A 23,710-nucleotide genomic window follows, 5' to 3' on the forward strand; every position below is an offset into this window, starting at 1 on the left:
GAGCCCCAGGCGCAGAATCAACCCCAGGGAGAGAAACACGATGCTGTACGACTATCCAGCGAAGTCCTTGGACATCCAGGCGCGGCTGACGAGGCTGGGCCTCGGACCCAGTCATCTGATGCTCATGGGCGCCTTCATTGCAGCCTATGGCCTCTTCGAAACCACGCTCGAGCGCGCACTGTGGACCTTGAGCGAGAAGAGCATTGAAGGCGTTCGTCCTTTCACTGAAAAGATGAATACCGAAGCTCAGTTCAAGATGCTAGGTGCCGGCAGTGCCAGGCTGAGCGACCAGTGCAATGCGGTGCTCAAGGTCGCTGCTCACGCAGCGGAAGATCTGAACGAGTACCGGAACAGCTTGGTCCATGGGTACCTCGTGTCCTACGGGCCCGGCAGCGTCCCAAGCTTCATGAAGAACCCGCATTGGCACGGTGCGACCGGAAGGAAGAAGGCGGTTGGCGATGCCTACCTCGATGAGCCTTTCCAGGACCTGGTCCTCATTGCCGCTTGGAACCTGTTTGCGCTTGTGCGTGAGGTTGAGAAGGTGTTCACCGATTCCAATGCCCCGCAAGCCATCGAAGCGATGAAGGCCGACATCGAACGGGCGAAGAGCTATGCGGGCGAAGCTCGCCACCTGCGGGCGCTCGTGAACCACGAGAAGTACTGACTCGGGTCGACCGCCGGTCCTGAAAACCCGGATCTTTCAAGCTGATTCCAAAGTCGAATGTGACGGTGCTTAAATTTTGTGCACATGAAATCCATGTGCAAATTTTTACGGTGGACCTGGACAACCACCAATGAAATCAACAACTTAGCGCACACGGCGAATCGCTCGAAATCAGAGCAGCGTCATTTCAGGTGCAAATTTTTGCGGTCACCCCATCGGAGGTCATGTTGAGCCGGCCGCCTGGCGGCGGCGCGCGACCCGGTCTAACAAGGCATCCGCGTACGGGGCAACCGTGAAGTCCATGGTCCCGCGGAAGTTGATGCCGCTGAAGTGAACCGGGCCCATGTGGGCCAGCCAGTCGTCTTCGATCGGATGCTTGTCCTTGGCAAACCGGTCAACGACCTCCTGCATCTTGTGCGTGTTCCAGGCGATCACGATGTTGGTCAGGAGGGCGTGGCAGCCGCTGATGGCGGTCATCTCGTCTTCGCGCCGGCCGCGGCTCGGCGCGATGCGCCCGAAATAGATCGCCCGCTGGAGCTGGTGCACCGATTCGCCACGATTGAGCAGGGTGTGGATCTCTCGCCTGAAGCTCTCGTTGGTGAAGTAGTCGCACAGGAAGATCGTGCGCAGCAGCCGGCCCAGGCCGTCCAATGCCTTGAAGACCGGCGAGCCGGAGGCGTTGGAGCCGAGTCGCTCCAGCAGGTCCTTTGGCGTCACCCGACCGGTGTGGATGGAGGCGATGACTCGCATGGCCTGGTCCCAGCCTTCAACGATGGACTTCTCGGTCACGATCTTGACGTTGAGGCGCTCCAGGTTCTCGGGCAGCTCCATGCCGTGTAGCAGCATGAGCTTGCGCTCGGAGAGGTTGCGCAACTGCGGGCACAAATCAAAGCCGCAGAGTTTGGCTGTGGCCATCGCAACGTTGGTGTAGCCGTGGGTGTCCACCGCCAGCCAGGCCAAGCGCCGGTCTGCAGGCTGCTTGGTGTTGTACCAATGCGCCCCGTGCACGGCCGCAGCCGCCTGGCGGGTGTTCAGCACGATGGGCTGGTCGTAGAACACGCCGTAGCTGTTGAGCACGTGGGTGTAGATGCCCACCGCGAAGGTGCGCCGGCGTGGGTCCACGCGGGCGTTGAAGAGCCGGTTGCTGGCATCGAGCGACATCATGTCGGACGAGCCCTTGTCGCCTTTGCCCCAGAGAGCGGCGATCGCGTGTTCCATTTGGAAGATCAGCACCCGTTCACTGGCATGCCGAACACGCTCGGCGTTCTCAAGCGTGCGCATGGCGGCGGCAACGTGAGACACCTCGACGCCGGGAATCATTGCGGCGACGCCAGAGGCGTCGTTCTCTGTGCCCATCGCGAACACACCGCCGTAGAGCGCGATCAGTTCCGCGACTGTCTTGGCCTTGCGGCCCAACAAGGCTTCGCTGAAGTTCGTCTTGGCATCGACTTCGATGACGATCTTCTCAATGCGCTCCTGGCCAATGATTCGGAAGATGGCATCGCGGCTGCGCGTCACCTGGAGGTCGATGTCTTGCGGTGACAGTCGCGGCAGGCTGATGTTTTTCTCTTCGTTGATCTCGAGCTTGCCGGCCTCAAGAGCTTCGGAGACGGCGAGCAGCCCGGTCTCGATGTTGTGACGCACGCGCTTGAGGTACAGCTTTGGGTCGGAGAAGAGGCCCATCGCCCCGATCAGCTTCTTGCGATCGCGGTCCCATTCGTCCTGCGGGATCAGGAAGTCTTCGCGGTTGCGGTGCTTCCAGCTGTGGTCGACCCACAGGCTGCCGCCTCGCAGCCCTTTGTGGATGGCCATCGCTGTAGAGGCCTGCAGCGCACCGAGCGCGCGCTTGCGATCCTCGCCATTGATGAGGTCATGCCAGACCTTGTGGGTGATCGACGCATCGAATCCAACTGGCAGTTCCTTGGCGCCTTGCTCCTGCAAATCACGCAGCGCCTGGGCTTGTTCCAGCGCATCGTCGCCCTCGGGTCCTTTGATGTTGATGCAGCTGAAGGCCTGGAGCACGACGGCCATGGCGAGCCGTTCGCCCGACAGGTAGTCGCGCACGACGGCTGAACCAGAGAGGTTCTTTGGCACGTCGTCCTCCGGGTACATCGCATGCAGCGCTTCGATCTTCTGACGGTCGGTGGTGTCTTTCGCGTGGATGAGCAGGCGGATCTTGATCTCACGTTCCGCGTATTCGGTGGCTGATTTGGCGCGTGTGGACTGCACCCGGTTGCGCCCATGGCCGATCATGCGGTTGATCTGCCGGCCACCGGTGTAGAAGAGGTTGTCGGTGAACTCAAGCAACGTTGCTCTCAGGAAGCAGGAGATCTCGAGCGACTTCGTGTTGTCCGAGAGTGCCTGGGTGGCGCTGGGCGGTCGGTGGACGACCGCACGGGCATAGGCGCGGATGCGCTCGCCACCGATGGCAGAGAGATCCCACTCGTCGACACCGAGCGACTTCAGGAAGACGATCTTCTGGCTCGCTTCCTTCAGCGACTTGAGACCGTGCTTGCCTGGTGCCTTTTTGAGCCACTCAAGGATGGTGCCGCCGTTGCGTCCTTTGCGGCCGCCAAACACAGCCGTGATGGCGCCGCGGAGTTGCCCAACGGGAACCTGGCTTCGCACCACCTCAAGAGCTGCGGCCACCTCGGCCTCGAAGGCTTTGCTGGTGATGCTGCGAAGCGTCCGTTCGTGAGGAATGAGAAGTCGGTGCTCGAGCAGCCATGACTCAGCGCGTTTGACCAGGTCGTCGACCGAGACGGCCGTCGCGGCAAGCGACTTCAGAGCGCCTTGCAGTTCATCGAAGTCAGTCTGGGACGGCTCGCGAAAACCCGCCCACTCATGGATCCATTTGCGGTGCTCGGTGAGGGTGGCGGCCCGTTGATACAGAGATCGGATCGTCGCGATCTGCCGCTCGTTGACGCCGAGCTCTGCGCACAGGTACTTCAGCAGGACATGAGGGATCGCGGTGATCTTCTCGAGCGATCGTCCCGACGCTCGCAAGAACACCAGCAGAACAGATGGGCCAAGGGCGCGGTCTTTGTACTTGTCCTTGAGTGCCTTGACGTCGTCGGCCGAGAGGCGAAAGCAGAGGCCGACATCGATGTCGGTGAGGCTCTTGGGAAATGCAGTGGTGCCGACGAATCGCTGATGAAACCCTGACATGGCGCCTCCCAGATGAGCCGGGCACTTTCTCCGGCAGCGGGGAGGTGGTCAAGTGTCCAGAGGCGTCTGGACACTCCGGGGTTTACCCTTGGCCAACGAGGTAACGGCTTGCAGGGGAAATCAGATCACCCCTCGTCGAGCTTGTCGAGCACCGCTTCGGCTTCGCTTCCCTGGCCGCGCAGCTTGGGGAAGAGCAGGGTGCTTTCCTTGGTGTGGTGCAGCTTCTCGGGAAACTCGTCGACGTAGAACAGCATCGCGCGCAGCACCGAGAAGTCGGGCAGCGTGTTGCGGCGGCGGTGCTCGGAGAGCAGCAGCCGGATGGTGCGCAGCATGGCCGTCAGGGCCTGGTGTTCGCTGCGGATGATCTGGAGAGTGGCGTGCATGGCGGCCTCGCTTGGCAACTCGATGCAGCCAGTATCTGGAGGCCGCCCCGGCAGCCCTTGATCCCTGACAAGGAATCGGCCGAAAAGGGCGGTCGAGGGCGCAAGCCCGGCGTCATGCGCCAGCCACGGCCGGTGCGGCGGCCGGCAGCTTCAGGATCAACAGCAGGCTCGCCGCCGAGAGCGCCAGCATCGTGACCAGCACCGCTTCGAGCCCCGCCTGCTGGAGGAAGGGCGCCACACCCTGCGTGGCCACGGCACTGCACACGAGCAGCATCAGCACCATCAGCGCCGACGCACGCCCCATCTGCGCCATCGGCACACGCAGCGCTTCGCTGAACGCCGCCGGCCCGCGCACGCCCAGGGTGCCGCAGAAGACCACCCAGAAGGCCAGCACCCAGCCGAAGGCGAGCGCGCCGCCTTGCCAGGCCCACCAGAAACCGGCGCACAACAGCAGGTGCACGACGGCACCCACCCGCACCGCCCGCACAGGCCCAAGCCACGCACTGATGCGGCCCGACTGGCTGGCCACCGCGATGAAGGCCGCCACGCCGCACACCTGCGCGGTGGCAAACGCACCGTCGCCCCATCCCATCACTGCCTGCAGCACCTGCGGCCCGCTGCCCACGAAGCACAGCAGCGCCGCGAAACACAGCGAGTGCGAGAAGGCCAGGCGCAGGTAGCGCGTGTTGCGCAGCAGGGCCAGGTAGCCGCTGGGCGCGCTGTCGTCGTGGTGGGGCAGCTGCCGCGGCGTGGCGGCGAGCGCAAACGGCATCGACAAGAGCGCCACCGCGCCGATGATGGCGAAGGTCACCCGCCAGTCGGCCACCAGCAGCAGGGCCGTGCCGAGCACCGGGCCGGCGGCGGGGATGATGGCCTCGATCATCGAGATCGCCGCCATGCCGCGCACACCGTCGCGGTCGGGCAGCGTGGCGCGGATGACGGTCGGCGACACCACGGTCGACGCCCCCGCCGCGATGCCTTGCAGCAGCCGCATCGCGAGCAGCGACCACAGCCCGGGCGCGAGCGCACAGCCGAAGCTGGCGGCGATCAACACCCACAGGCCGGCCTTGACGCAGGCGCGAGGGCCGAAGCGGTGCAGCGCCTCGCCCCACACCAGCTGCGAGGCGGCCAGCCCGGCGAGGAAGACGGCGACGGTCGCCTGGCCCTGCGCCACGCTGAGCCCGAGGCCGCGTTGCATGGTCGGCACGGCCGGCAGATAGAGATCCATCGCCAGCATGCTGGTGCAGGTGATGACGGCAAGGGGGAGGATGGTGCGAACGCTGGCGGTGGACATCAGGCCAGTGTGCCGCACGGGCGGCCGGGTTTTGGTGGCTCAGACGCGCGGCCCGTGCGCCATCGGCCGCCGAGGTGGCATCTGCGCGGTGGCGCGCCGGATCTCGAGTGCCAGCTCCGCTTCGAATTCACGCGCGAGGCATCGGTCACACACGCCGATGGCGCGGTTCGACATCGGCAGGTAGCGGTGCCCGCACTCAGTGCAGGGCTGCAGCGCGTTCGATGTCTTGGTGCTGGCGGGTTCGGGGTGCATGCCGGCCTCTTCGGGATGACGGGCACACGATAGAGAGCGGCTGGCGATGAGGCTGTCGGCGCGCCGGAAGCCTCGAAGTAGGACGGCGCCGCTTCGGCGTCGGAAACTCTTGCAGCGCGCTATGCGGCAGTTGCCTTCCGGCCGGCCGGCGCGATGCAGCAGTTGGCGGCGGTGTCTTCCCTCAGCGCCTTCATCAGGATGAGCAGCGCGTCGTGGACCGCAGCACGCTCCCGGGCGCCCAGGGCACCGAGAAGCTGTGTGGTGTGCTGGTCGAGAGTGGTGTGCAGCTCCTCGACGGTGCGTTCACCGGCGGCGGTGAGCGTGACGAGCCAGCTTCTGGCGTCGAGCGGGTTGGGCTCCTTGGTGACCAGGCCACGCTCCACCATCGCATCGACGGCGCGCGACACCCAGCTCTTTTCGAGCATGACCCGCGTGCCCAGCTCCGACAGCGGCAACGGCCCGCCGCGCCCGAGCTCGGTGAGCAGGAGGCACTGGGTGTGCGTGGTGCGGCAGCAATCGGCCACCACGCGCTGGGCCCGGGTGTAGAGGCGGGCCACTTCACGCAGAAGCTCGCCGGAGTAGTCGGTTTTGGTGACGGCCATGAGGTTGTGGCTAGCAACTAAATGCGCGCACGTTAGGCCTCCTTCGTCTTGCCGTCAATGGCGCCGGTGCGGGCGAGCGTGGCCGGGCTGGTCGGCTTGGCGTGCGGGTGCGCCCGAGGCTGGGCCAGGTGGTGCTGCAGGTGCTTCACCACGATCTCGGCATCGGGGCCTACGCCGCGCAGCGTGGCCGAGGCGTAGGTCCGCTGGTAGGACAGCCCCACGTGGTAGAGGCCTGGAACCGTGCGGCTGATGCCCCCGCGCTGCAGCGGCATGCCGCTCGGGTCGAGCGCACCCAAGGCGCGGAGGTACTCCAGGCTCGGCAGGAAGCCTGTGGCGAAGATCACCGTGTCGACGGGCTCCGCCTGGCCGTCCTGCCACACCACGCCGTCGGGGCTGAAGGTGTGGAACATGGGGCGCACGTCGGGCCGACCGGCGGCCACCGCGGCCTGGTACACGCCCGCGTCGAGCACCGAGGGCCCTGTCGCCGAATGCAGGCGCTTGAAGAGGCCGGCGCGCCAGGTGCCGATCTCGGCCGAGTCGAGGCCGAAAGCCGACCACCAGGCGTGCACGTCGGCCCCGAGGAGGCGCTGGCGGATGAAGCTCGGCGGCCGTCGTGCGGCGATCGACACCTTGGCGACCTGCGCCAGCTCGGTGGCGATCTGCACCCCCGAGTTGGCCGCGCCCACGACGACCACCCGCTGGCCTGCGAAGGCTTCGGGCGACTCATAGGCCAGCGAATGCAGCAGCCGGCCTCGGAACTCGTTTTGCCCCGGCAAGGACGGGAGGCGCGGCCGCTGGAACGAGCCCGACGCCGCGATGAGGGCGCGTGCGAGGAAGGCGCCACGCGTTGTCTGCACCTCGAAGAGGCCATCGGGGCGGCGCCGGACCTCGTTGACACGGCAATCGGTGGTCACCGGAAGCTGGTGTTCCGCGGCGTAGCGCTCGAGGTAGTCGATCGTGGCGTCGCGGCTCGGGTAGTGGCCGGGGTCGCCGGGGAAGGGCAGGCCCGGCAAGGCCGAATAGCGGGCCGGTGAAAACAGGCGCAGGCTCCGGTAGTAGTGCTTCCACGATCCACCGGCCGAATCGCCCGCTTCGAGGATGGTGAAGCGCAGGCCCGCGCGCTGGAGGTGAAAGCCTGTGGCGAGGCCGGCCTGGCCGCCGCCGATCACGATGGCGTCATACGCTTCTTGTTCTGACATGACACTCCCTTTCATGGTTGTGAATAGCAACTAAATGGGTTGAACAATGCGCCCGGGCGGGCGCAGCACTCCTACTGCATCTCGACCGTGCGAGTGGGTTCCTCGGTTGCCGGTTGCCGGTTTGGCCGAGGCTCGTCGCTCAGCAGCCGGTGGATCATCAGCGCAATGGCCGCCCCGACGCACTCGGCGATCACGAACCCTGGCGCGCTGGCAGGCGCGATCCCGGCGAAGCTGTCGCTCAGCATGCGGCCGACCACGGCGGCCGGGTTGGCGAACGAGGTGGAAGCGGTGAACCAGTAGGCCGCGCCGATGTAGCTCGCCACCATCGCCGCGACGCGGCCGGCCGGTGCGCGCAGGATCACGAGCACGAGCCCCGCGGTGGCCACCGCCTCGGCGATCCATTGGCCGGTGCCGGTGCGCAGCTTGGTTGAGACCTGCACCAACGCCATGTCGAACATCGCATGGGCCAGCCAAGCCCCCAGCGCGGCACCCATCAGCTGCGCGGCGATGTAGGGCGCCAGCGCGTGGGCTGGCAGCTCCCCGCGCCACGCCATCACGGCGCTCACGGCCGGGTTGAAGTGCGCGCCGCTGACGGGCCCGAAGACCTCGATGAGCACGTAGAGGCCGCCCACCGTGGCCAGCGTGTTGGCCAGCAGTGCGAGGGCGACGTTTCCACCGGCCAGGCGCTCGGCCATGATCCCGGAGCCGATGACGATGGCCAGCAGCAGCGCCGTGCCCAGCGCCTCGGCGGCGAGTTTGCGGGGGAGGCTCATCGTCAGCTGCCCGAGATGCCGGCCAGTGCGCGCTGCAGCTCGGGCTTGCTGAGCGTGCCCAGCGGCAGCTGCAGCAACTGGAGCATGCGGTAGCCGATCGCCTGGCGCGTGAGGTCGAAGGCGCGGCGCTTGCCTTCATCGCCGCCCTCGGCGTTCGACGGGTCGGGGTAGCCCCAATGCACCTTCACCGGCTGGCCGCCGGTGCCACCGAAGAACACCGGGCATTGCTCTGCCGCGGCGCTGTCGCACACGGTGATCACGATGGACAGGGGCGGTGCGCCGTCGCGGCTGAATTCGTCCCAGCTCTTGCTGCGGTAGCCCTGGGTGTCGACGCCGGCCGCCTGCAGCGCCTCGATGGCGAAGGGGTTGATGCGGCCGCTCGGGGCGCTGCCGGCGCTGTGCGCCTGCACGTCCTGGCCGAGCTTCTTCGCCCAATGGTTGAGCATGCCTTCAGCCAAGACGCTGCGCGCCGAGTTGTGGGTGCACAGGATGAGGACGTGGGTGGTCATTGGGTGTCAGCCGGTGCTCAGCAGCAGGAAGACGACGCCGCCGCGACGGGAATGCCGACAGGCTTGCCGCGCGTGGTGGGGGTGCAGCAGGCGTTGGGCTCGGCGGAGGACGACGTGGCAGTCTTCTCGCTGAACACCGGAATGTCGGCGAGCGTGTGGAAGTGCTCCCAGGCCACGCCTTGCGGGTCGGTGACCCAGTGCTTCTCGCTGCGGGCGTAGCAGCATGTGGTTTCGCCGCTGTCGGCGACGAGCATGTCGGCGGCATCGGCGCGTGCCTTCAGCTCCGCGAGTTCCTCCACGCTGTCGGTCTGAAAGCCGAGGTGGTCGACGCCGGGTGCACCGCCGCGGGTGGAGATGGCGAAGTTGATGCGCGGGTCGTCGAGCATCCACTTGGCGTAGTCGCTTTCGGTGCGCGTCGGCTGCGCGGCGAAGAGCTTCGAGTAGAACGCGACGCTCTTGGCGAGGTCGTCGACATGCACGTGGACGTGGAATCGCTTCATGGGAATCTCCTGGTTCAGCAATTGCAAGAGGTGCTGGCCTCGGGCAGGCAGGCTTCGCCCTGGCAGCAGTTGGCGGTGAGGTAGGCCAGCACGTCGTTCATGTGGCCGAACGATGCGCGGTAGATGAGGTTGCGGCCCTGCCGCTCCTGGCTCACGAGGCCGGCGTTGACCAGCTCCTTGAGGTGGAACGACAGCGTGGCGGCCGGCACGCCCAGGTTGTCGACCATGGTGCCGGGGGTCAGGCCGGCAGGGCCGACGACGACCAGCGCACGGAACACCTTCAGGCGCAGGTCGTGGGCGAGGGCGGCGAGGGAACGGATGACATCGTGTTCTTCCATGATTCCATCATATTCGAATAATCGAATCGTGCAGGCGGAAAGTTTGTCTATCGCGTTGTGCCTCTGCGGGCCCTGCGGATGACCCGCGCCAGGTCGGGCGCGATGGGCAGGCGCTGGAAGGGGTTGATGTCGGCGCCTCCGGTGTTGCCCACCGGAATCCAGAAGACGGTCTTGGTGGCCGCGCCGACGATCCGCATCAGCTGGCCCCAGGTCTCGCGGGCGCGGCGTTGGCGCAACGCCCACAGCAGCATGTGCACATGCGCGCGCACGTGCTCCACCGTCGAGGCCTGGCCGAGCACGTGGGCGCGCTCGAGGTGGTGGAAGGCGTCGCGCGGGCGGCCCGCCTGCTCGGCGGCGGTGGCGGCCTGCAGCTCGTGGCGCACGTGCGGGCGGATGCGTTGGGTGAAGCTCATCGGGGTCTCCTGCGAGGGTGAAGTGCCTGCATTGAAAACCCTGTAGCCGCTGCAAGGTCAAGCGCGACCGGCGCCCCACGGCCGCGGCAGGCCAATACCCAATACCCCGGTACACCAAGCGGTGTACTCAAGCCAAAGCCGCCCATGCCGCACTAGATTCGCGCGCCTTTGAAACGGTTCAACACCGTCGAGGCTTCATCCACCCACCCAGGGAGACAACCGTGACTCAGCACTTCATGGCGCGCTCATGTGCCGTTATCCGAGGGGCCTGCGCCGCCACCTTGTTGGCCGCAGGCCTGCTTCTCCACCCGCCCGCCGAAGCGGCGGTGCCCAGCCCCACGGTGACCGGGCCCGTGCCGTCGCAAGCCCCGGGCAGCGCCTCGCGCGACTACCCGTGGATGGCGACGATGCACAACCTGGCCGCCGTGGGCTACGTGGAAGAAGAGTTCTTCCTCGACGGCACGGCCAACCGCTACAACACCGCCGTGCCGCTGGGCACCAACGGCTCGGTGGTGAGCAGCGGCCACCCGTACCGCACACGCATCATCGTGCGCCGGCCCATCAGCCCGTGGAAGTTCAACGGCACCGTGCTCGCCGAATGGCAGAACGTGACGGCCGGCTACGACCTCGATGCGATGTGGGGCGCCTCGTTCGAGCACATCGTGCGCTCGGGCTATGCGTGGGTCGGCATCTCGGCGCAGCGCGTGGGCGTGCAGGGCACGCCCAATGGACTGAAGAACTGGAGCGCCACCCGCTACGGCTCGCTCGACGTGACGGCCGGCGGCACCGTGGTCGACGATTCGCTCTCGTATGACATCTACGCCCAGGCCCTGCAGGCGCTGCGCCAGCCCACCGGCGTGCGCCCGCTCGGCAAGCTCGACGCCAAGCGCGTGTTCGCGATCGGCGCCTCGCAGTCGGCGGGCCGGCTGCAGGTGTTCATCAACGCACTGCACCCGCTGATCGGCGACCCGGTCGACGCCTACCTGCTCTACATCGGCGGCGGGCTGGTGCGCAGCGACCTCACGGTGCCCATCTTCAAGCTCATCTCCGAGACCGACGTGCCGGTGCAGGTGGCCGCGCGCCAGCCCGACACGCCGCTCTTTCGCTTCTGGGAAGTGGCCGGTGCCAGCCACTCGGGCCGTCGCACGGTGCTCAACTCGCGCCCGCTGCTGGCGCGCGACGGCGTGGCGCCCACGCTCGGCGACTGCGCCCGCCCGCCGTACCCGCGCGTGCCCATCCAGTACGTGACGAACGCCGTCTTCGACCACATGGTGCGCTGGGTGCGCGAGGGCGTGCAGCCGCCGAGCGCGCCGCCGGTCACGACCGTGGGCACGGCGATCCAGCGCGACGCATATGGCAATGCGCTCGGCGGCATCCGCCTCGCCGAGTTCGCGGTGCCCACCGCGCTCAACAGCGGCGCCAACACCGGCGCGGCGTTCTGCATCCTGTATGGCAGCTACATCCCCTTCGAGCAGAGCGTGCTCGACCAGCTGTACCCCACGCACGGCAGCTACGTGGTGCCGGTGTTCAACCAGGCGCACGACACGGTGCGCGAGGGCTACGTGTTGTGGCAAGACGCGCTGCGCACCAAGCACCTGGCGGCGCACAGCATCGTGGGCTCGGGCGCGCCCTGCAGTGCCACCTGCCGCGCCGCGCAAGACCTGCTGGAGGCGAGCTACTTCTACCTCTACACGAGTGGCGCCGACGACGAGCTCACCCACAAGGTGATCCTCGCCATCAAGGCGCTTGCCCGCGGTGAAGCGGCCGGTGGCCAGGCACAGGCCTTCGCCCACAAGGTGGTGCGCAACACGCTCAAGGACTACGTCGACGACGTGCAGCGCCTGAAGGCGAAAGGCCGGCTGTCGCAGGTCTCGGCCAACGAGCTGGTGAACGGCGCCAACGCCGTGCTCGCGGCCTTGCCCTGAGGGAGGGTCAGGCGTCGGGCGGCGTTCGCGGGGCGAGCAGCTTCTCGCGCAGCACGGCGTTGACCTCGGCGCCGAAGATGAGCGTCGTCGCGCCCACATAGAGGAAGACAAGCGTGGCGACCACCCCGGCAAAACTGCCGTACACCAGCGCCAGCTTGCCGGCCGTGCGCAGCGTGTACGACAGCGTGGCCGCCGCGCCCACCCACAGCGCCGCGCCGACGATGGCCCCGGGGATGACGGTGCGCAGGCGCTGCGGGATGTCGGGCAGCCAGCCGTACATCAGCGCGTAGAGCACGGTCAGTGCGCCGAAGGCGGCGCCATAGCGCACGCCGTGCTGGAGCCAGAGGCTCTCGCGCCCCGGGCCTACGTTGGCTTCGATCGCCTGCCACACGTAGGGCATGACGATCACCGAGCTGAAGGTGAGCAGCACCCCGCCGCCGACCACCACCGTGAAGAGCGTGACCTTGATGCGCGCCTTCCAGAAGGGAAGGCCGCGCTCGATGCCGTAGGCGCGGTTGAGCGCGGTGCGCACCGCCTGCATGCCCGAGGAGGCCGTCCACAGCGTGACCACGAGGCCGATGGTGAGCAGGGCCTGGTTGCGATGCGCGAGCACCTGGTCGATGACCGGCTGCAGCGCCTCGCGCACGATGGGTGGCGTGTAGCCCATCACGCGCAAGGCCAGCGCCGCGGCGTCACCCGGCTGGCCGACGTAGGCCGCGCCCGCCGAGATCAGCAGGAGCAGCGGGAACATCGCCAGCACCGACGAGAACGCCATGCTGCCGGCCTGGTTGGCGCTCTGGTGCAGCACGTAGTTGCGGATGGCCAGCAGGATCACGCCGAGGCCCGGTGCGGCCACGGCGGCGTGGCGGGTGCGGTGCCAGAGTCTGTGCAGTCGGGTCATGTTCGGTTCACAAGAAACGCCGGCTCACGAAGCGCGAGCCGCGCAGGCCGAAGCGCCAGGGCGCGTCTTTCGCCTTCGAGATGCCGATGCGCACGCCGACCACCACCTCGGCCGGCGCCGATGACGGCTGCAGCTCGAAGGGCGGGCGGTCGAGCGGCAGGCCGTCGTGCGCTTCACGGGTGATGGCCAACGCCTCGCCCACGCGCCCCGGCCCCGCGCACAGCAGCCGGTCGTCGAGCACGCCGCGGCGCTGTCGCATCGTGGCCAGGCCGTGCGTGGGCTCGAGGGCGCGGATCAACACCCCCGCGCCGTGCCCGGCCTCGCGGCACACGAAATTGAGGCACCAGTGGAGGCCGTAGGAGCGGTACACGTAGGCATGGCCGGGCGGGCCGAACATCGTGGCGTTGCGTGCCGTGGGGCCGCTGAAGCTGTGCGAAGCCGGGTCGTCGGCGTCATAGGCTTCGGTTTCGACGATGCGGCCACCGATGCCGTCGACCAGCAGCACGGCGCCGATGAGCGCTTGGGCCACGTCCGCCGACGGCGCGGCGAAGTCGATGGCGCCGGGGCGCTGCCGCGCGGTGGCGCTCGCGGTCATGGGTGTGGCTCCGGGTGGCGCAGGTTCTGGGTTGGCATACGCCGGAATCTGCCAGATGCGCAATGACCCTCGGCCTGGAGGCTTGAAAAGAAGCGTGCCGAAAAGAAAAGGAGCCCCAGGCGGGGCTCCAAGAACAAGCGCTTCTGTCAACGTCCGCCACCGCTCGAGTAGTCACGGACGAGCAAAGTGTATTTGTTCAAATTGATTTCTGAACCGGGCATTTCCCGGGGGTTGGCGAAGGATTCGCCACAAGCGTGAAAAGTCGACGTCATGCGGGCGACTTCTCAGGCGGGTTTGCAGGCGCCGCAGGCGGCAGGCGGGTGAGCTGCACGTCGGCCAGGCTCGTGTAAAGCGGGCGGCTGAGCGTCTTCGAGACGGCGCTCGCCACGAGCGAGCAGGCCATGAGGCTCAGCACCATCGCATGGCCGTCGACCATCTCCATCACGATGATGAACGAGGTGAGCGGCGTCTGCGTGGTGGCGGCCAGGAAGCCGGCCATGCCGAGCGCGATCATCGCGGGCGCGTGCGGGTAGCTCATGAGCACGCCGATGTCGTGGCCGAGCGAGGCGCCGATGGCGAGTGCCGGGGCAAACACGCCGCCCGACACGCCCGACCAGGCCGACACCCAGGTGGCCAGCAGCTTGAAGAGCACGAAGATGCCGGGGGTGGAATCGGTGGAACCGGCCCCGTCGAGCAGCCCGCGCGTGTGGGTGTAGCCGCTGCCGAAGGTGGCGCCGTGCGTGGCAACGCCGATGAGTGCCACCACCAGGCCGCAGGCCGCGGCAAACGCCACCGGGCGCTGCTGGCGAAAGGCCGTGATCCGCCCCGCCGGCCGGCCCGAGAGCGACTGGATGAGCAGGCGCGACAGCAGCCCACCCGCCGCGCCGCAGCACAGCGCGATCATGAGACCGGGCAGCACGGCGTCGAGCCCGATGTGCGGCACGACGATGGCACCGAAATAGTTGCCCGGCCCGAGGATGGACACCGCCACCAGACCGGCCAGCACGATGCCCGCGATGATGAGGCCGCTGTTGCGGTGCTCGGGCGCACGCGACAGGCCTTCGATGGCGAACATCACGCCGGCCAGCGGCGTGTTGAAGGTGGCCGCCACGCCGGCTGCGCCACCGGCCACGAGCAGCCCGTGCTCGGTGACGGCCGAGCGCGCGGGCAGCCAGCGTTTGGCGCCGAGCATGATGCCGGCGGCGATCTGCACCGACGGACCTTCGCGCCCGATCGACAAACCGCCCAGCAGGCCGGCCGCCGTGAGCAGCATCTTGGCCACCGCGAGCTTCACCGAGACGAAAAGGCCGCGGTTGCCGGCGTCGACCGACGAGTCGAGCGCCGCGATCACGCTCGGGATGCCCGAGCCGGCCGCGCCCGCGAAGCTGCGCCGGATCAGCCACACCACGGTCGCGGCGCACAGCGGCGTCCACACCAGCGGCAGCCACCAGGCGATGGCCGCGAGGGCGTGGAAGGTGCCGAGCAATTTCTCGGTGAGCCAGGTGAAGCCGACGATCGTGAGCCCGGCGCAGGCCGCCATCGCGATGACCACGGCGCGGGCGACCCAGAGCCGCCAGTCGGCGAACTCGCGGCGCACGTTGTGCAGGAAGCGCGGCTCGGTGCTCATGCTGCGGGGCGCGGCGGTCCTATGATGGCCGCATGGCCACCCGCAAGCGCGCATCCCGCTCCCCCACACCCGACACCTCCGGTGCGATCGGCGACCACGCCTCCGCCGCGCGGGTGTTGCGGCAATTCCGCCAGGTGTTCAACGCCGTGAAGACGCATTTCCAGCAGGTCGAGAAGAAGACCGGCGTGGGCGGTGCGCAGCTGTGGGCGCTGAGCATCATCCGCTCCAACCCCGGCATCGGCGTGAACGCGCTGGCCGAGGCGATGGACGTGCACCAGTCGACCGCCAGCAACCTCGTGAAGACGCTGGCCGAGCGCGAGTACGTGGCGGTGACGAAAGGCCCGGTCGACCGGCGCAGCGTGCAGCTCAAGGTGCTGCCGGCCGGCACGCGCCTCCTCAACAAGGCGCCGGGCCCGTTCACCGGGGTGTTGCCCGACGCGCTGGCCCAGCTTCAACCGGAAACGCTGGTGCGGCTGGAGCTCGACCTGGCCGAACTGCTGGCGCGCCTGAACCCGGATGAAAACGCCGCCAACATCCCGCTCGGCCAGGTGCTCTGACACGGCCGGCCCGGCTCAGGGCTTCGCGTAGACGATGTCGGCGCGGCGGTTGTGGTTGTAGGCCGACTCGTCGTGGCCCTTGTCCTGCGGGTGCTCTTCGCCCCAGCTGATGGGCTCCATCTGCGAGTCGCGCACGCCCCAGATCTTGAGGGCCTTGAGCGTGGCTTCGGCGCGCTTCTGGCCGAGGGCGAGGTTGTACTCGGCGCTGCCGCGTTCGTCGGCGTTGCCTTCGATCTTGACCTTGAGGGTGGGCATGGCGGCGAGGTACTTGCCGTGCTGCTCGATCACGCGGGCGTCTTCGGGGCCGATCGTGGCGTCGTCGAAGGCGAAGAACACGCTGTGCTCCTTGCTCAGCGCGCTGTTGGCGTCGAGGTGGGCCGGCAGGGTGGTGGAACGCACCGTCGACGCGGCCTGGCCCATGCCATTGGTGGAGCCCGACTTGCCGGCAGCGGCGGCGCCCGGCGCTGCCGTGGCGGAGGTCGAGGCCTTGTCGGTGGGTGTGCTGGAGCATGCCGCCAGCAGCATCACGAGCCCGGCGGTTGCCACTGAAACGAGTTTGGTCACGACGTGTCTCCTGGGGTTGTCGGAGCCCCCTCTGGGCCCCGGTCGCGCCGGGATGTTACGCGCAGATTTGTCCAAATACATCATGCATTCGGACAAATGCTTCACGCCGCCGGCCGTTCAACGGCGCCGGTTCTTGTCCCAGATGGCGAGCACGATCACGGCGTAGGCAATGAAGCGGATGCAGTAGTGCAGCGGCTCCAGCTCGCTCACGCCGATCACGCCCATGGCCGCGCGGTTGACGGCTTCGATGAGGAAGGAGGCCGCGAAGAGCAGGTAGAAGCGGTCGCGGCTGCTGCGCCAGTAGCGCAGGAAGAAGAGCCCGATGGCGAATGAGCTGGCGGCGATGGCGCCGATGAGGACGTTTGACACGGCGGCGCTGTTCATGCGTCACCATCCAGGATGAGGCCCGCCAGCAGCACCAGCAGCGCCACGAGCGCCATCGACAGCCGGAAGACCGACAGGTCGGTGGTCGGGAAGACCATCTTGTCGAAGATGAGCAGCACGCTGTTGAGCGTCAGGCCGACGAAGCACAGCCCGCCCCACAGGAGCAGGCGGAAGCGGCTTCGCATGAAGGCACGCAGCAGCAGCCAGGCGCACAGGCCGGCCGTGATCGCGCAAGCGGCATAGGCAATCTCCGCCATCACGTGTCCTTTCTCAGCTTGAAGGCGTTGGCGAAGCGCTCGGCGCTGCGCTGTGTCGCGTCGTGGACGAGGTTGGTGATCCCGACGAGGTTGGCCTGGTAGCAGGCGAAGAGTTCGGTGAGGGCGTGGGCCAGGTCGGCGTCGCGCGGTGCGTAGCGGTAGGTGCCGTCGACCGCGGCCACGATGCCGGCCGCGGCCAGCTGCGAGAGCAGTTTCTCGGCGACCGGCACGGCCACGTAGAGCGCCGAGGCCATCTTTTCCGGCGTCTGCGACTCATCGGGCGCGAGATGGAAGAGGCGCGCCGCCTCGAGGAACGGTACCGACGGCACGCTCGTCAGCACGAAGCGCCGCACCGCATCGGGGATCGTGGGGTCGCGTCTCGACATGGGGGTGGGTTCAGCGGCCGAGGGTGTGCGTGAGGTCGACGAGGCGGCGCAACACGCCGGCCACATCGCGCTGAGTATCGACGTAGAAGCTCGCCCCCGTCACGTGCTCGGTGCGGCCGACGTGGATGGTGAGCCAACTGGGGCGCGACATGCGGTACACCGACTCGTCGGTCACGTCGTCGCCCATGAAGAGAACGCCGGTGGCGCCGGCTTCGGCCACCAGCGCTTCCACCGCGTGGCCCTTGGTCGACGCACCGGCCAGCACGAGGTTGACGCAGCACTTGCCGCCGAAGACGTGCAGGCGCTCGTCGAGCGGCTCGATGGTGCGCTGGATCGCCTGCCGCGCCCGCGCGTGGTCGGGGGCCTGGCGGTAGTGCAGCGTCCATGAGAGCTGCTTGTCTTCGAGCGTCACGCCCGCGGCGTCGAGCTCGGGCTGGTGCGCCGCGAGTCGGGCCTTGAGCCAGGCGGCAGCGCCGAGATGCTCGGGCGAGGGCGCATCGCCCAGGCCTTCGGCGCCGTGGTTGCCCACCACGAAGGTGGGCGAGAAGCCGAGGCGCGGCGCGAGGTCCTGCGTCGATCGGCCCGAGACCACCGCGATCTTGAAATGGCCGAGCAGGTGCAGCAGCAGACCGGCGGTCGCGGCGGGCGTGAAGGCATCGCCCGGGTCGTCGACGATGGGGGCGAGCGTGCCGTCGAAGTCGAACACCAGCAGCGCCTGCGTCTCGACCGCTCGGCGCAGGGCCACGGCGCCCTCGGGGCTGAAGATGGACCTCACGCGGCCTCCGAGGTGCCGTGGCGCTGCACGCGCGCTTCGATGCGCTGGCGCAGCCGCATGCGGGCGGCGTCGGACAGCATGCGCCCGGCCCAGCGGTAGACGTTGAACTCGCGCACCGTCATGCGCAGGCTGGCCATGCGCTCGTGCTGCTCGGCGGCGGGCATCACGAGCGCCTGGTGGATCGCGTCGGCGCACTCTTCCACGTGGTAGGGGTTCACCACCAGCGCCTCGTGCATTTCGCGCGCGGCGCCGGCGAAGCGGCTGAGCACGAGCACGCCTTGCTCGTCGCTGCGCGCGGCGACGAATTCCTTGCAGACGAGGTTCATGCCGTCGTGCAGGCTCGTCACCAGGCACACATCGGCCGCGCGGTACAGCTCGTTGAGCTGCTCATGTTCATGGTGCTCGACCAGCAGGATCACCGGCTCGTAGTCCGGCGAGCCGAAGCGGGCCGCGATGCGCCGGCACACGCGCTCGATGCGGTCCTGGAAGGAGCGGTATTCCTCCAGCGAGCTTCGCGTGGGCGCGGCCACCTGCACGAGCGTGAAGTGGCCCACCCACTCGGGGTGCTTTTCCAGCAGGCGCTCCACCGCGTGCAGCCGCTCGAGGATGCCCTTGGTGTAGTCGAAGCGGTCGACACCCACCGCGATGCGGTGCCCGGGCGTGAGCTTGAGCCGCTGGATCACCGCGGCGCGGCAGTCCTCGGCGGGGCGCCAGCGGGCGGCGAGATCCTTCGCGGGCCATTCGATCGAGATCGGGTAGCTCTCGACGTAGGTCTCGGTGTTCTGCACCGAGACGATGGAGTGCTCCTGCTCGATGCGGGCTTCAAGGTAGCGGTCGACCGTCTCCATGAAGTTCTTGCAATGGAAACGCGTGTGGAAGCCGAGGATCGTGCTGCCCAGCAGGCCCTGAAGCAGCTCGCGGCGCCACGGGCAGATGCCGAACGATTCGGGGTTGGGCCAGGGGATGTGCCAGAAGGTGAGGATGGTGGCCCCGGGCAGCTTCTCGCGGATCATCGCGGGCACCAGGGCGAAGTGGTAGTCCTGCACCAGCACGATCGGGTCTTCGCTGCGCGCTTCGGCGATCACCGCGTCGGCGAAGCGCCGGTTCACCTGCTGGTAGGCCTGCCAGTCGCTCTCGCGGAAGACCGGGCGCACGTGCGCCACGTGGCACAGCGGCCAGAGGCCTTCGTTGGCGAAGCCGTAGTAGTAGCCCTGTTCCTCTTCCGGCGTGAGCCAGATGCGGCGCAGCGAATACTCGTCGCGGCCCGGCGGCACCTTGATGCGGTCGTGTGCGTCGACCGTCTTCGTGTCGCCGCTTCCGCCGCCATGCGCGACCCAGGTGCCCGAGCAGGCGCGCATCACGGGCTCGATGGCGGTGACGAGGCCGCTCGCCGGCCGGCGCACGAAGAGTTCGCCCTTGTCGTCGAGCTCGTGGATGTAGGGCTCGCGGTTCGAGACCACGATGACCTCGTCGCCGCGCAGCTTGGTGCGCAGCAGCCCGCGCAGGCGGTCGGCGTCCCATTCGGTTTCGGGGCCGAGGGCGCGCCGGTATTCGTCTTCGAGGTCTCTGAGGCGCAGGCGGATGTCGGCCGCGAGCGGCGCGAGGTGGTGCCCGGGTGCGAGCGGTCTGAGCAGGCCTTCGCCGCGCAGCAGGCCGCGGATGCCGGCCACCCAGCCGCGCCAGCTCAGCTGCGCCACCACGACGGTGATGAAGGCCATGGCGGCGCCCAGCACGGCGATGAACGCGATCAGGTACTTGCGGGTGTCCTGGCTGCGCCGCTCGATGAAGCTCAGGTCGTGCAGGAGGACGAGGTTGGCCGCGACACCAGCGCTCGTCTGCACCGGGTGCACGCCCACGTGCACGGTGCCGCCTTCGATGGCGAGCACGGGGGGTGCCGAGTCGGCTGCCGCACGCGCCTGGTCGCACGACAGGGCGGCGGGGTAGCCCTCGGTGCGCCGGTCGAGCGTGCCTTCGCGGGTGCACAGGCCAATGCCCATGACACGCTCGTCTTTCGCCGCGCGGTCGATCATCGGCTGCAGCCGCGCGGTGTTGGCCTCGACCATCGCATCGGCGATGGCCTCGGCCAGCGCGTTGGTCACGAGTTCACCGCGCAGGTTGAGGTCGCGTGAGAACCAACGCAGCGTCAGCTGGTCCATCAACGGCAGCGCGAGAGAAGCGGCGAGGCCCAGGGTTGCCAGCAGCGGCACGAGAAAGCGGAGCTGAAGCCTCAGCGAGTTCACATGATTTCCAGAGACGCGGGGGGAGGATTCTATATTTGTGCAAATATGACCCCGAGCCCGGTGTCGTAGAGCAGCGGAGATGGGTATGACGGAGATTTGGATGGATTGGTTCAGAGACACGACCGTGTTCGGCATTTCGGTGGCCAACCTTCTGTGGGCAGCGCTGGTGGCGCTGGTGGCTTACCTGCTCATCACGCAGGCGGTGCGACTGGCGCTCAAGCGGCTGAAGAGCTTGGCCGGCCACACCTCGACGCGCGCCGACGACATGCTGGTGGAAACGCTGGGCAGCACCAATCGCGCCTTGATGCTGGTCGTGTCGCTGCTGATCGGCCTGAGCGTGCTCGACCTGCCCGACCGCTGGGCCGGGCGAGTCTCGCAGCTGTGGTTCGTGGCGCTGGCGCTTCAGATCGCGCTTTGGGCCAACACCGCCGTGACGCTCGGGCTGCGCCGTCATATCCAGCGCGCCGGGGCCGCGTCGGCGAGTGCCGCGGCCACGCTCATCTCGTGGGGCCTGCGCTCGGTGCTGTGGGCCATCGTGCTGCTGGCGATGCTGTCAAACCTCGGCGTCAACGTGACCGCCTTCGTCGCGAGCCTGGGCGTCGGCGGCATCGCGGTGGCGCTGGCCGCGCAGAACATCCTCGGCGATCTCTTCGCTTCGGTGGCGATCGCGGTCGACAAGCCCTTCGAGGTGGGTGACTTCATCGTGCTCGGCAGCATCGCCGGCACGGTGGAGGTGGTGGGTGTGAAGACCACGCGCATCCGCAGCCTCGGCGGCGAGCAGATCGTGATGTCGAACACCGAGTTGCTGAAGCAGACCGTGAGCAACTACAAGCGACTGCAGGAGCGGCGCATCGTGTTCGGCTTCCGGCTCAACTACCGCACACCGCCCGAGATGCTGCGCCGCGTGCCCGAGACGGTGAAGGCCATCGTGGAAGAGAGCCAGTCGCTGCGCTTCGACCGCGCCCACTTCAAGGGCTTCGGCGAAAGCTCGCTCGAGTTCGAGGTGGTCTACATCGTGCTGGGGCCCGACTACAACCAGTACATGGACGAGCAGCAGCGCATCAACCTCCGGCTCGCCGAAGAACTGGCCGCGATGGGCGTGGAGTTCGCCTACCCCACGCGCACGGTGCTGCTGTCGCACCCGGCGGCCGAGCCGGCCGCGGCGTGACTCGTGTCAGGCGCGTGAGGCCTTCGGCACGTCCATGCCGTGGCGGCGCTTCAGCTCGGCGGTGTCGGGCGAGGCCATGAAATCGAGCACCGCCTGGGCTTGAGGGTGCTGCGCCTGGGCCGCCACCGCGCCGGTGAAGGTGGTGGTGATTTCGAGGCCGGGCGGCATGCCGCCGAGCAGGGTGATGCCGTCGAGGTTCATCAGCTCGCTCAGCTGCTGGAAGCCGAGCTCGGCCTCGCCGCTCGCCACGAGCGAACCCACCGGCACGCCGGCGCGTGCCTGCACGAGGCGCGGCTTCAGCGTCTCGGCGATGCCCCACCGTTCGAAGAGCTTCAGCAAGGCGGTGCCGCTCGGCCCGGTGGAGTAGCCGATGCTGCGGGCCGCGAGCACCGCGCGGCGCAGCGCTTCTTCGGAGCCCACGTCAGGCTGCGGCGCACCGGCCTTCACCGCGATCGCCACCGACGAGTCGACGAGGGCGCGCCGGCTCGAGGGCTGCACGCGGCCGCCTGCGGCGAGCTTGTCGAGAGCGTCGCTTGCGAGGAAGACGAGATCGAAGGCCTCGCCGGCCTCAACGCGCCGGGCCGCGTCGACGCCGCCCACCGATTCGATCTGCATCTCAGTGCCGGTGGCCTGGCGGTAACGCTCGGCCAGCTGGGCCAGCACCTGGCGGGTGGCCATCGACGAGATTGCGCGCAGGGGGAGGGTGCTCATGCGGATGCGAAACGGGGGCGAAGGAGCGACGATTCTGGGCGAGTGCCGCGGCCTCGCCTAGCGGGGACTCGTCCTAGCTGCTATGCGCGAATGGCATGGCCGCGCCAGAATGCACCGGCACTCGACAGGAGCCCATCATGAGCAACGCCCCGTCCCAAGACCCCCGCTGGAAGCACGACGGCGTGCGCGTCGTGCCCGCCGGTTCGCTCGATGCGAACACCGCCCAGACCCCCGGCATGGACCGCAAGGCCGCGATCAACTTCGCCCGCGTCGGCGCGCAGAAGCTGTGGGCCGGCACGGTGCACATCCACGCCAACGCCAAGACGGGTGCGCATCACCATGGCCCGCTGGAGAGCGTGATCTACGTGGTGAAGGGCCGCGCCCGCATGCGCTGGGGCGAGCGGCTCGAGTTCACCGCCGAGGCCGGGCCGGGCGACTTCATCTACGTGCCGCCCTTCGTGCCCCACCAGGAGATCAACGCCAGCCGCACCGAGACGCTCGAATGCGTGCTGGTGCGAAGCGATGGCGAGGCGGTGGCCATCAACCTCGACATCGCGCCGGCCGAGCCGCCCGAAGAGGTGCGGTGGATCGACCCCACGCACCCGGGTTGACGTTCAACGGTTCAACGCGCGAGCCGGTCGCGGAAGAACGCGAGGATCTCGTCGCGCGCCTGGATCGTGGGCTGGCCGGCCTCGTCGATCAGGTGCGCGGTGACCACGCTGTGCGGCTGCGGCACGGCCTGGCGGAAGAAGGGCGGGGTGTCGGGGTTGGCGGCGCTGTCGGGCAGCACGCGGGCCACGAAACGCTGACCGAGCGCGGCCTGGTAGGCCGCGAAACGCTCGGCGCGGCAGTACGGGTCGCCCTCGAAACGGTAGGCGAGCACCTTGAGGTCGTCGCGGTCGAGGCGCTCGCGCACGGCCTTGAGATCGGCGGGCGAGATCTCCAGCCCGGCCGGGTCTTTCAGCGGCAGCGTGGGCTGCGAGAGCACCGGCGCCAGCACCGATTCCTCCAGCATCATCGTGAGCGCGAAGTTGCCGGTGAAGCACATGCCGATGGCGCCCACGCCGGGGCCGCCGCACTCCGAGTGCGCAAGCTTCGCCAGCGCGCGCAGCCACTGCGTGACCGGGCTCGTCTCGTTGGCGGCGAGCGCGCGGAACTCGGCGCTCACGCAGGCACGCTTGAAGATCTCGATGCCTTCGGCGGCCTGTGGCACCGCGCCGTCGCGCCCGAAGAGCGAGGGCATGTAGACGGTGAAGCCGGCGTCGCGCACCCAGCGCGCAAAGCGCGCCACGTGCGGGCTGATGCCGGGCATCTCGGTCATCACGATCACGCCCGGGCCGCGGCCGGCGGTGTAGACGCGCTTGGTGATGTGGTCGAGGGTGATGTCTCGGCGCTCGAAGTCGTCGAGCGGGTCGTCCTGGTCGAGAGGTCGGGGCATGTCGTGCGTCCTTCTGGAGATGAGACGATTCGACCTCTCAGCCCTCGGGAAGGCCACTGTCGGCCGCGACAAGTTCAAGGCCGAAAC

General features: G+C 68.1%; 27 protein-coding genes. 5 read left to right on the forward strand and 22 right to left on the reverse strand.

The features are described from left to right. The first annotated feature begins 40 nt into the window (after positions 1-40). On the forward strand, positions 41-664 hold the full coding sequence (locus KF892_03795) for a hypothetical protein (GenBank protein ID MBX3624114.1): 624 nt from the start codon (positions 41-43) through the stop codon (positions 662-664). Between the two features lie 222 nt (positions 665-886). On the opposite strand, the gene KF892_03800 is transcribed toward KF892_03795, so the two are convergent. From KF892_03800 to KF892_03850, 11 genes are all read right to left on the reverse strand, one after another. Continuing rightward, complete coding sequence (locus KF892_03800; protein MBX3624115.1) at positions 887-3,832, reverse strand: Tn3 family transposase; 2,946 nt, start codon at positions 3,830-3,832, stop codon at positions 887-889. A 125-nt stretch (positions 3,833-3,957) separates the two neighbouring features. Next, the gene (locus tag KF892_03805; protein MBX3624116.1) at positions 3,958-4,215 is read right to left on the reverse strand and encodes a hemerythrin domain-containing protein; all 258 of its coding nucleotides are present in this window, start codon (positions 4,213-4,215) and stop codon (positions 3,958-3,960) included. A 112-nt stretch (positions 4,216-4,327) separates the two neighbouring features. Continuing rightward, the gene (locus KF892_03810; GenBank protein MBX3624117.1) at positions 4,328-5,509 is read right to left on the reverse strand and encodes an MFS transporter; all 1,182 of its coding nucleotides are present in this window, start codon (positions 5,507-5,509) and stop codon (positions 4,328-4,330) included. A gap of 39 nt (positions 5,510-5,548) precedes the next feature. Then, a complete protein-coding gene (locus KF892_03815; protein MBX3624118.1) occupies positions 5,549-5,761 on the reverse strand; it encodes a hypothetical protein in 213 nt (70 codons plus the stop codon). A gap of 119 nt (positions 5,762-5,880) precedes the next feature. Next, positions 5,881-6,363 (reverse strand): MarR family transcriptional regulator, encoded by a 483-nt coding sequence (locus KF892_03820; protein MBX3624119.1) that lies wholly within the window; start codon positions 6,361-6,363, stop codon positions 5,881-5,883. A gap of 32 nt (positions 6,364-6,395) precedes the next feature. Further along, positions 6,396-7,562: an NAD(P)/FAD-dependent oxidoreductase gene (locus KF892_03825; GenBank protein ID MBX3624120.1), complete on the reverse strand. Its 1,167-nt coding sequence runs from the start codon at positions 7,560-7,562 to the stop codon at positions 6,396-6,398. A gap of 71 nt (positions 7,563-7,633) precedes the next feature. Beyond that, positions 7,634-8,335 (reverse strand): aquaporin family protein, encoded by a 702-nt coding sequence (locus KF892_03830; protein MBX3624121.1) that lies wholly within the window; start codon positions 8,333-8,335, stop codon positions 7,634-7,636. 2 nt (positions 8,336-8,337) lie between these two features. After that, on the reverse strand, positions 8,338-8,844 hold the full coding sequence (locus KF892_03835) for an arsenate reductase ArsC (protein MBX3624122.1): 507 nt from the start codon (positions 8,842-8,844) through the stop codon (positions 8,338-8,340). Positions 8,845-8,861: 17 nt separating this feature from the next. After that, complete coding sequence (locus KF892_03840) at positions 8,862-9,344, reverse strand: glyoxalase/bleomycin resistance/dioxygenase family protein (protein ID MBX3624123.1); 483 nt, start codon at positions 9,342-9,344, stop codon at positions 8,862-8,864. A gap of 14 nt (positions 9,345-9,358) precedes the next feature. Next, entirely contained in the window at positions 9,359-9,682 is a 324-nt protein-coding gene (locus KF892_03845; protein MBX3624124.1) for a helix-turn-helix transcriptional regulator, read from the reverse strand. 47 nt (positions 9,683-9,729) lie between these two features. Beyond that, on the reverse strand, positions 9,730-10,095 hold the full coding sequence (locus KF892_03850) for a DUF3703 domain-containing protein (protein MBX3624125.1): 366 nt from the start codon (positions 10,093-10,095) through the stop codon (positions 9,730-9,732). A 221-nt stretch (positions 10,096-10,316) separates the two neighbouring features. On the opposite strand from KF892_03850, the gene KF892_03855 reads away from it, so the two are divergent. Continuing rightward, positions 10,317-12,020, forward strand: coding sequence for a hypothetical protein (locus KF892_03855; protein MBX3624126.1), 1,704 nt, complete (start codon positions 10,317-10,319; stop codon positions 12,018-12,020). Positions 12,021-12,027: 7 nt separating this feature from the next. Here the strand turns inward: KF892_03855 and KF892_03860 are convergent, their stop codons facing one another. The 3 genes from KF892_03860 to KF892_03870 all read right to left on the reverse strand — a co-directional run bounded on the left by KF892_03860 (position 12,028) and on the right by KF892_03870 (position 15,143). Beyond that, positions 12,028-12,921, reverse strand: a complete 894-nt coding sequence (locus KF892_03860) for a YihY/virulence factor BrkB family protein (protein MBX3624127.1) — start codon at positions 12,919-12,921, stop codon at positions 12,028-12,030. 7 nt (positions 12,922-12,928) lie between these two features. Beyond that, positions 12,929-13,516, reverse strand: a complete 588-nt coding sequence (locus KF892_03865; GenBank protein ID MBX3624128.1) for a DNA-3-methyladenine glycosylase — start codon at positions 13,514-13,516, stop codon at positions 12,929-12,931. A 268-nt stretch (positions 13,517-13,784) separates the two neighbouring features. Continuing rightward, positions 13,785-15,143 (reverse strand): chloride channel protein, encoded by a 1,359-nt coding sequence (locus KF892_03870; GenBank protein ID MBX3624129.1) that lies wholly within the window; start codon positions 15,141-15,143, stop codon positions 13,785-13,787. 32 nt (positions 15,144-15,175) lie between these two features. Between KF892_03870 and KF892_03875 the strand changes: the two genes are divergently transcribed. Further along, on the forward strand, positions 15,176-15,700 hold the full coding sequence (locus KF892_03875; protein MBX3624130.1) for a MarR family transcriptional regulator: 525 nt from the start codon (positions 15,176-15,178) through the stop codon (positions 15,698-15,700). Between the two features lie 15 nt (positions 15,701-15,715). Here KF892_03875 and KF892_03880 read toward each other — a convergent pair whose 3' ends face one another. The 6 genes from KF892_03880 to KF892_03905 form a co-directional block, all read right to left on the reverse strand. Further along, a complete protein-coding gene (locus KF892_03880) occupies positions 15,716-16,225 on the reverse strand; it encodes an OmpA family protein (protein MBX3624131.1) in 510 nt (169 codons plus the stop codon). A 156-nt stretch (positions 16,226-16,381) separates the two neighbouring features. After that, positions 16,382-16,633, reverse strand: a complete 252-nt coding sequence (locus tag KF892_03885; GenBank protein ID MBX3624132.1) for a hypothetical protein — start codon at positions 16,631-16,633, stop codon at positions 16,382-16,384. An 11-nt stretch (positions 16,634-16,644) separates the two neighbouring features. Beyond that, entirely contained in the window at positions 16,645-16,905 is a 261-nt protein-coding gene (locus tag KF892_03890; protein MBX3624133.1) for a hypothetical protein, read from the reverse strand. Beyond that, positions 16,905-17,291, reverse strand: a complete 387-nt coding sequence (locus tag KF892_03895; GenBank protein ID MBX3624134.1) for a hypothetical protein — start codon at positions 17,289-17,291, stop codon at positions 16,905-16,907. Before KF892_03895 ends, KF892_03890 begins: the two co-directional genes overlap by 1 nt. Before the next feature lie 10 nt (positions 17,292-17,301). Continuing rightward, entirely contained in the window at positions 17,302-18,066 is a 765-nt protein-coding gene (gene otsB, locus KF892_03900) for a trehalose-phosphatase (GenBank protein ID MBX3624135.1), read from the reverse strand. Next, positions 18,063-20,441 (reverse strand): trehalose-6-phosphate synthase, encoded by a 2,379-nt coding sequence (locus tag KF892_03905; protein MBX3624136.1) that lies wholly within the window; start codon positions 20,439-20,441, stop codon positions 18,063-18,065. The genes otsB and KF892_03905 overlap by 4 nt, the downstream gene beginning before the upstream one ends. Here KF892_03905 and KF892_03910 point away from each other — a divergent pair. Further along, entirely contained in the window at positions 20,392-21,474 is a 1,083-nt protein-coding gene (locus KF892_03910) for a mechanosensitive ion channel family protein (GenBank protein MBX3624137.1), read from the forward strand. The two genes, KF892_03905 and KF892_03910, sit on opposite strands and share 50 nt — an antisense overlap. A gap of 6 nt (positions 21,475-21,480) precedes the next feature. Here the strand turns inward: KF892_03910 and KF892_03915 are convergent, their stop codons facing one another. Then, complete coding sequence (locus tag KF892_03915; protein ID MBX3624138.1) at positions 21,481-22,185, reverse strand: substrate-binding domain-containing protein; 705 nt, start codon at positions 22,183-22,185, stop codon at positions 21,481-21,483. Between the two features lie 137 nt (positions 22,186-22,322). On the opposite strand from KF892_03915, the gene KF892_03920 reads away from it, so the two are divergent. Then, entirely contained in the window at positions 22,323-22,796 is a 474-nt protein-coding gene (locus KF892_03920) for a cupin domain-containing protein (GenBank protein MBX3624139.1), read from the forward strand. Between the two features lie 11 nt (positions 22,797-22,807). On the opposite strand, the gene KF892_03925 is transcribed toward KF892_03920, so the two are convergent. Continuing rightward, positions 22,808-23,623 carry a dienelactone hydrolase family protein gene (locus KF892_03925; protein ID MBX3624140.1) on the reverse strand — a complete coding sequence of 272 codons (816 nt, stop codon included), beginning with the start codon at positions 23,621-23,623 and terminating at the stop codon, positions 22,808-22,810. Between the last annotated feature and the right edge of the window lie 87 nt (positions 23,624-23,710).

Origin of the sequence: Rhizobacter sp., assembly GCA_019635355.1 — a bacterium.
Lineage (GTDB): Bacteria > Pseudomonadota > Gammaproteobacteria > Burkholderiales > Burkholderiaceae_C > Rhizobacter.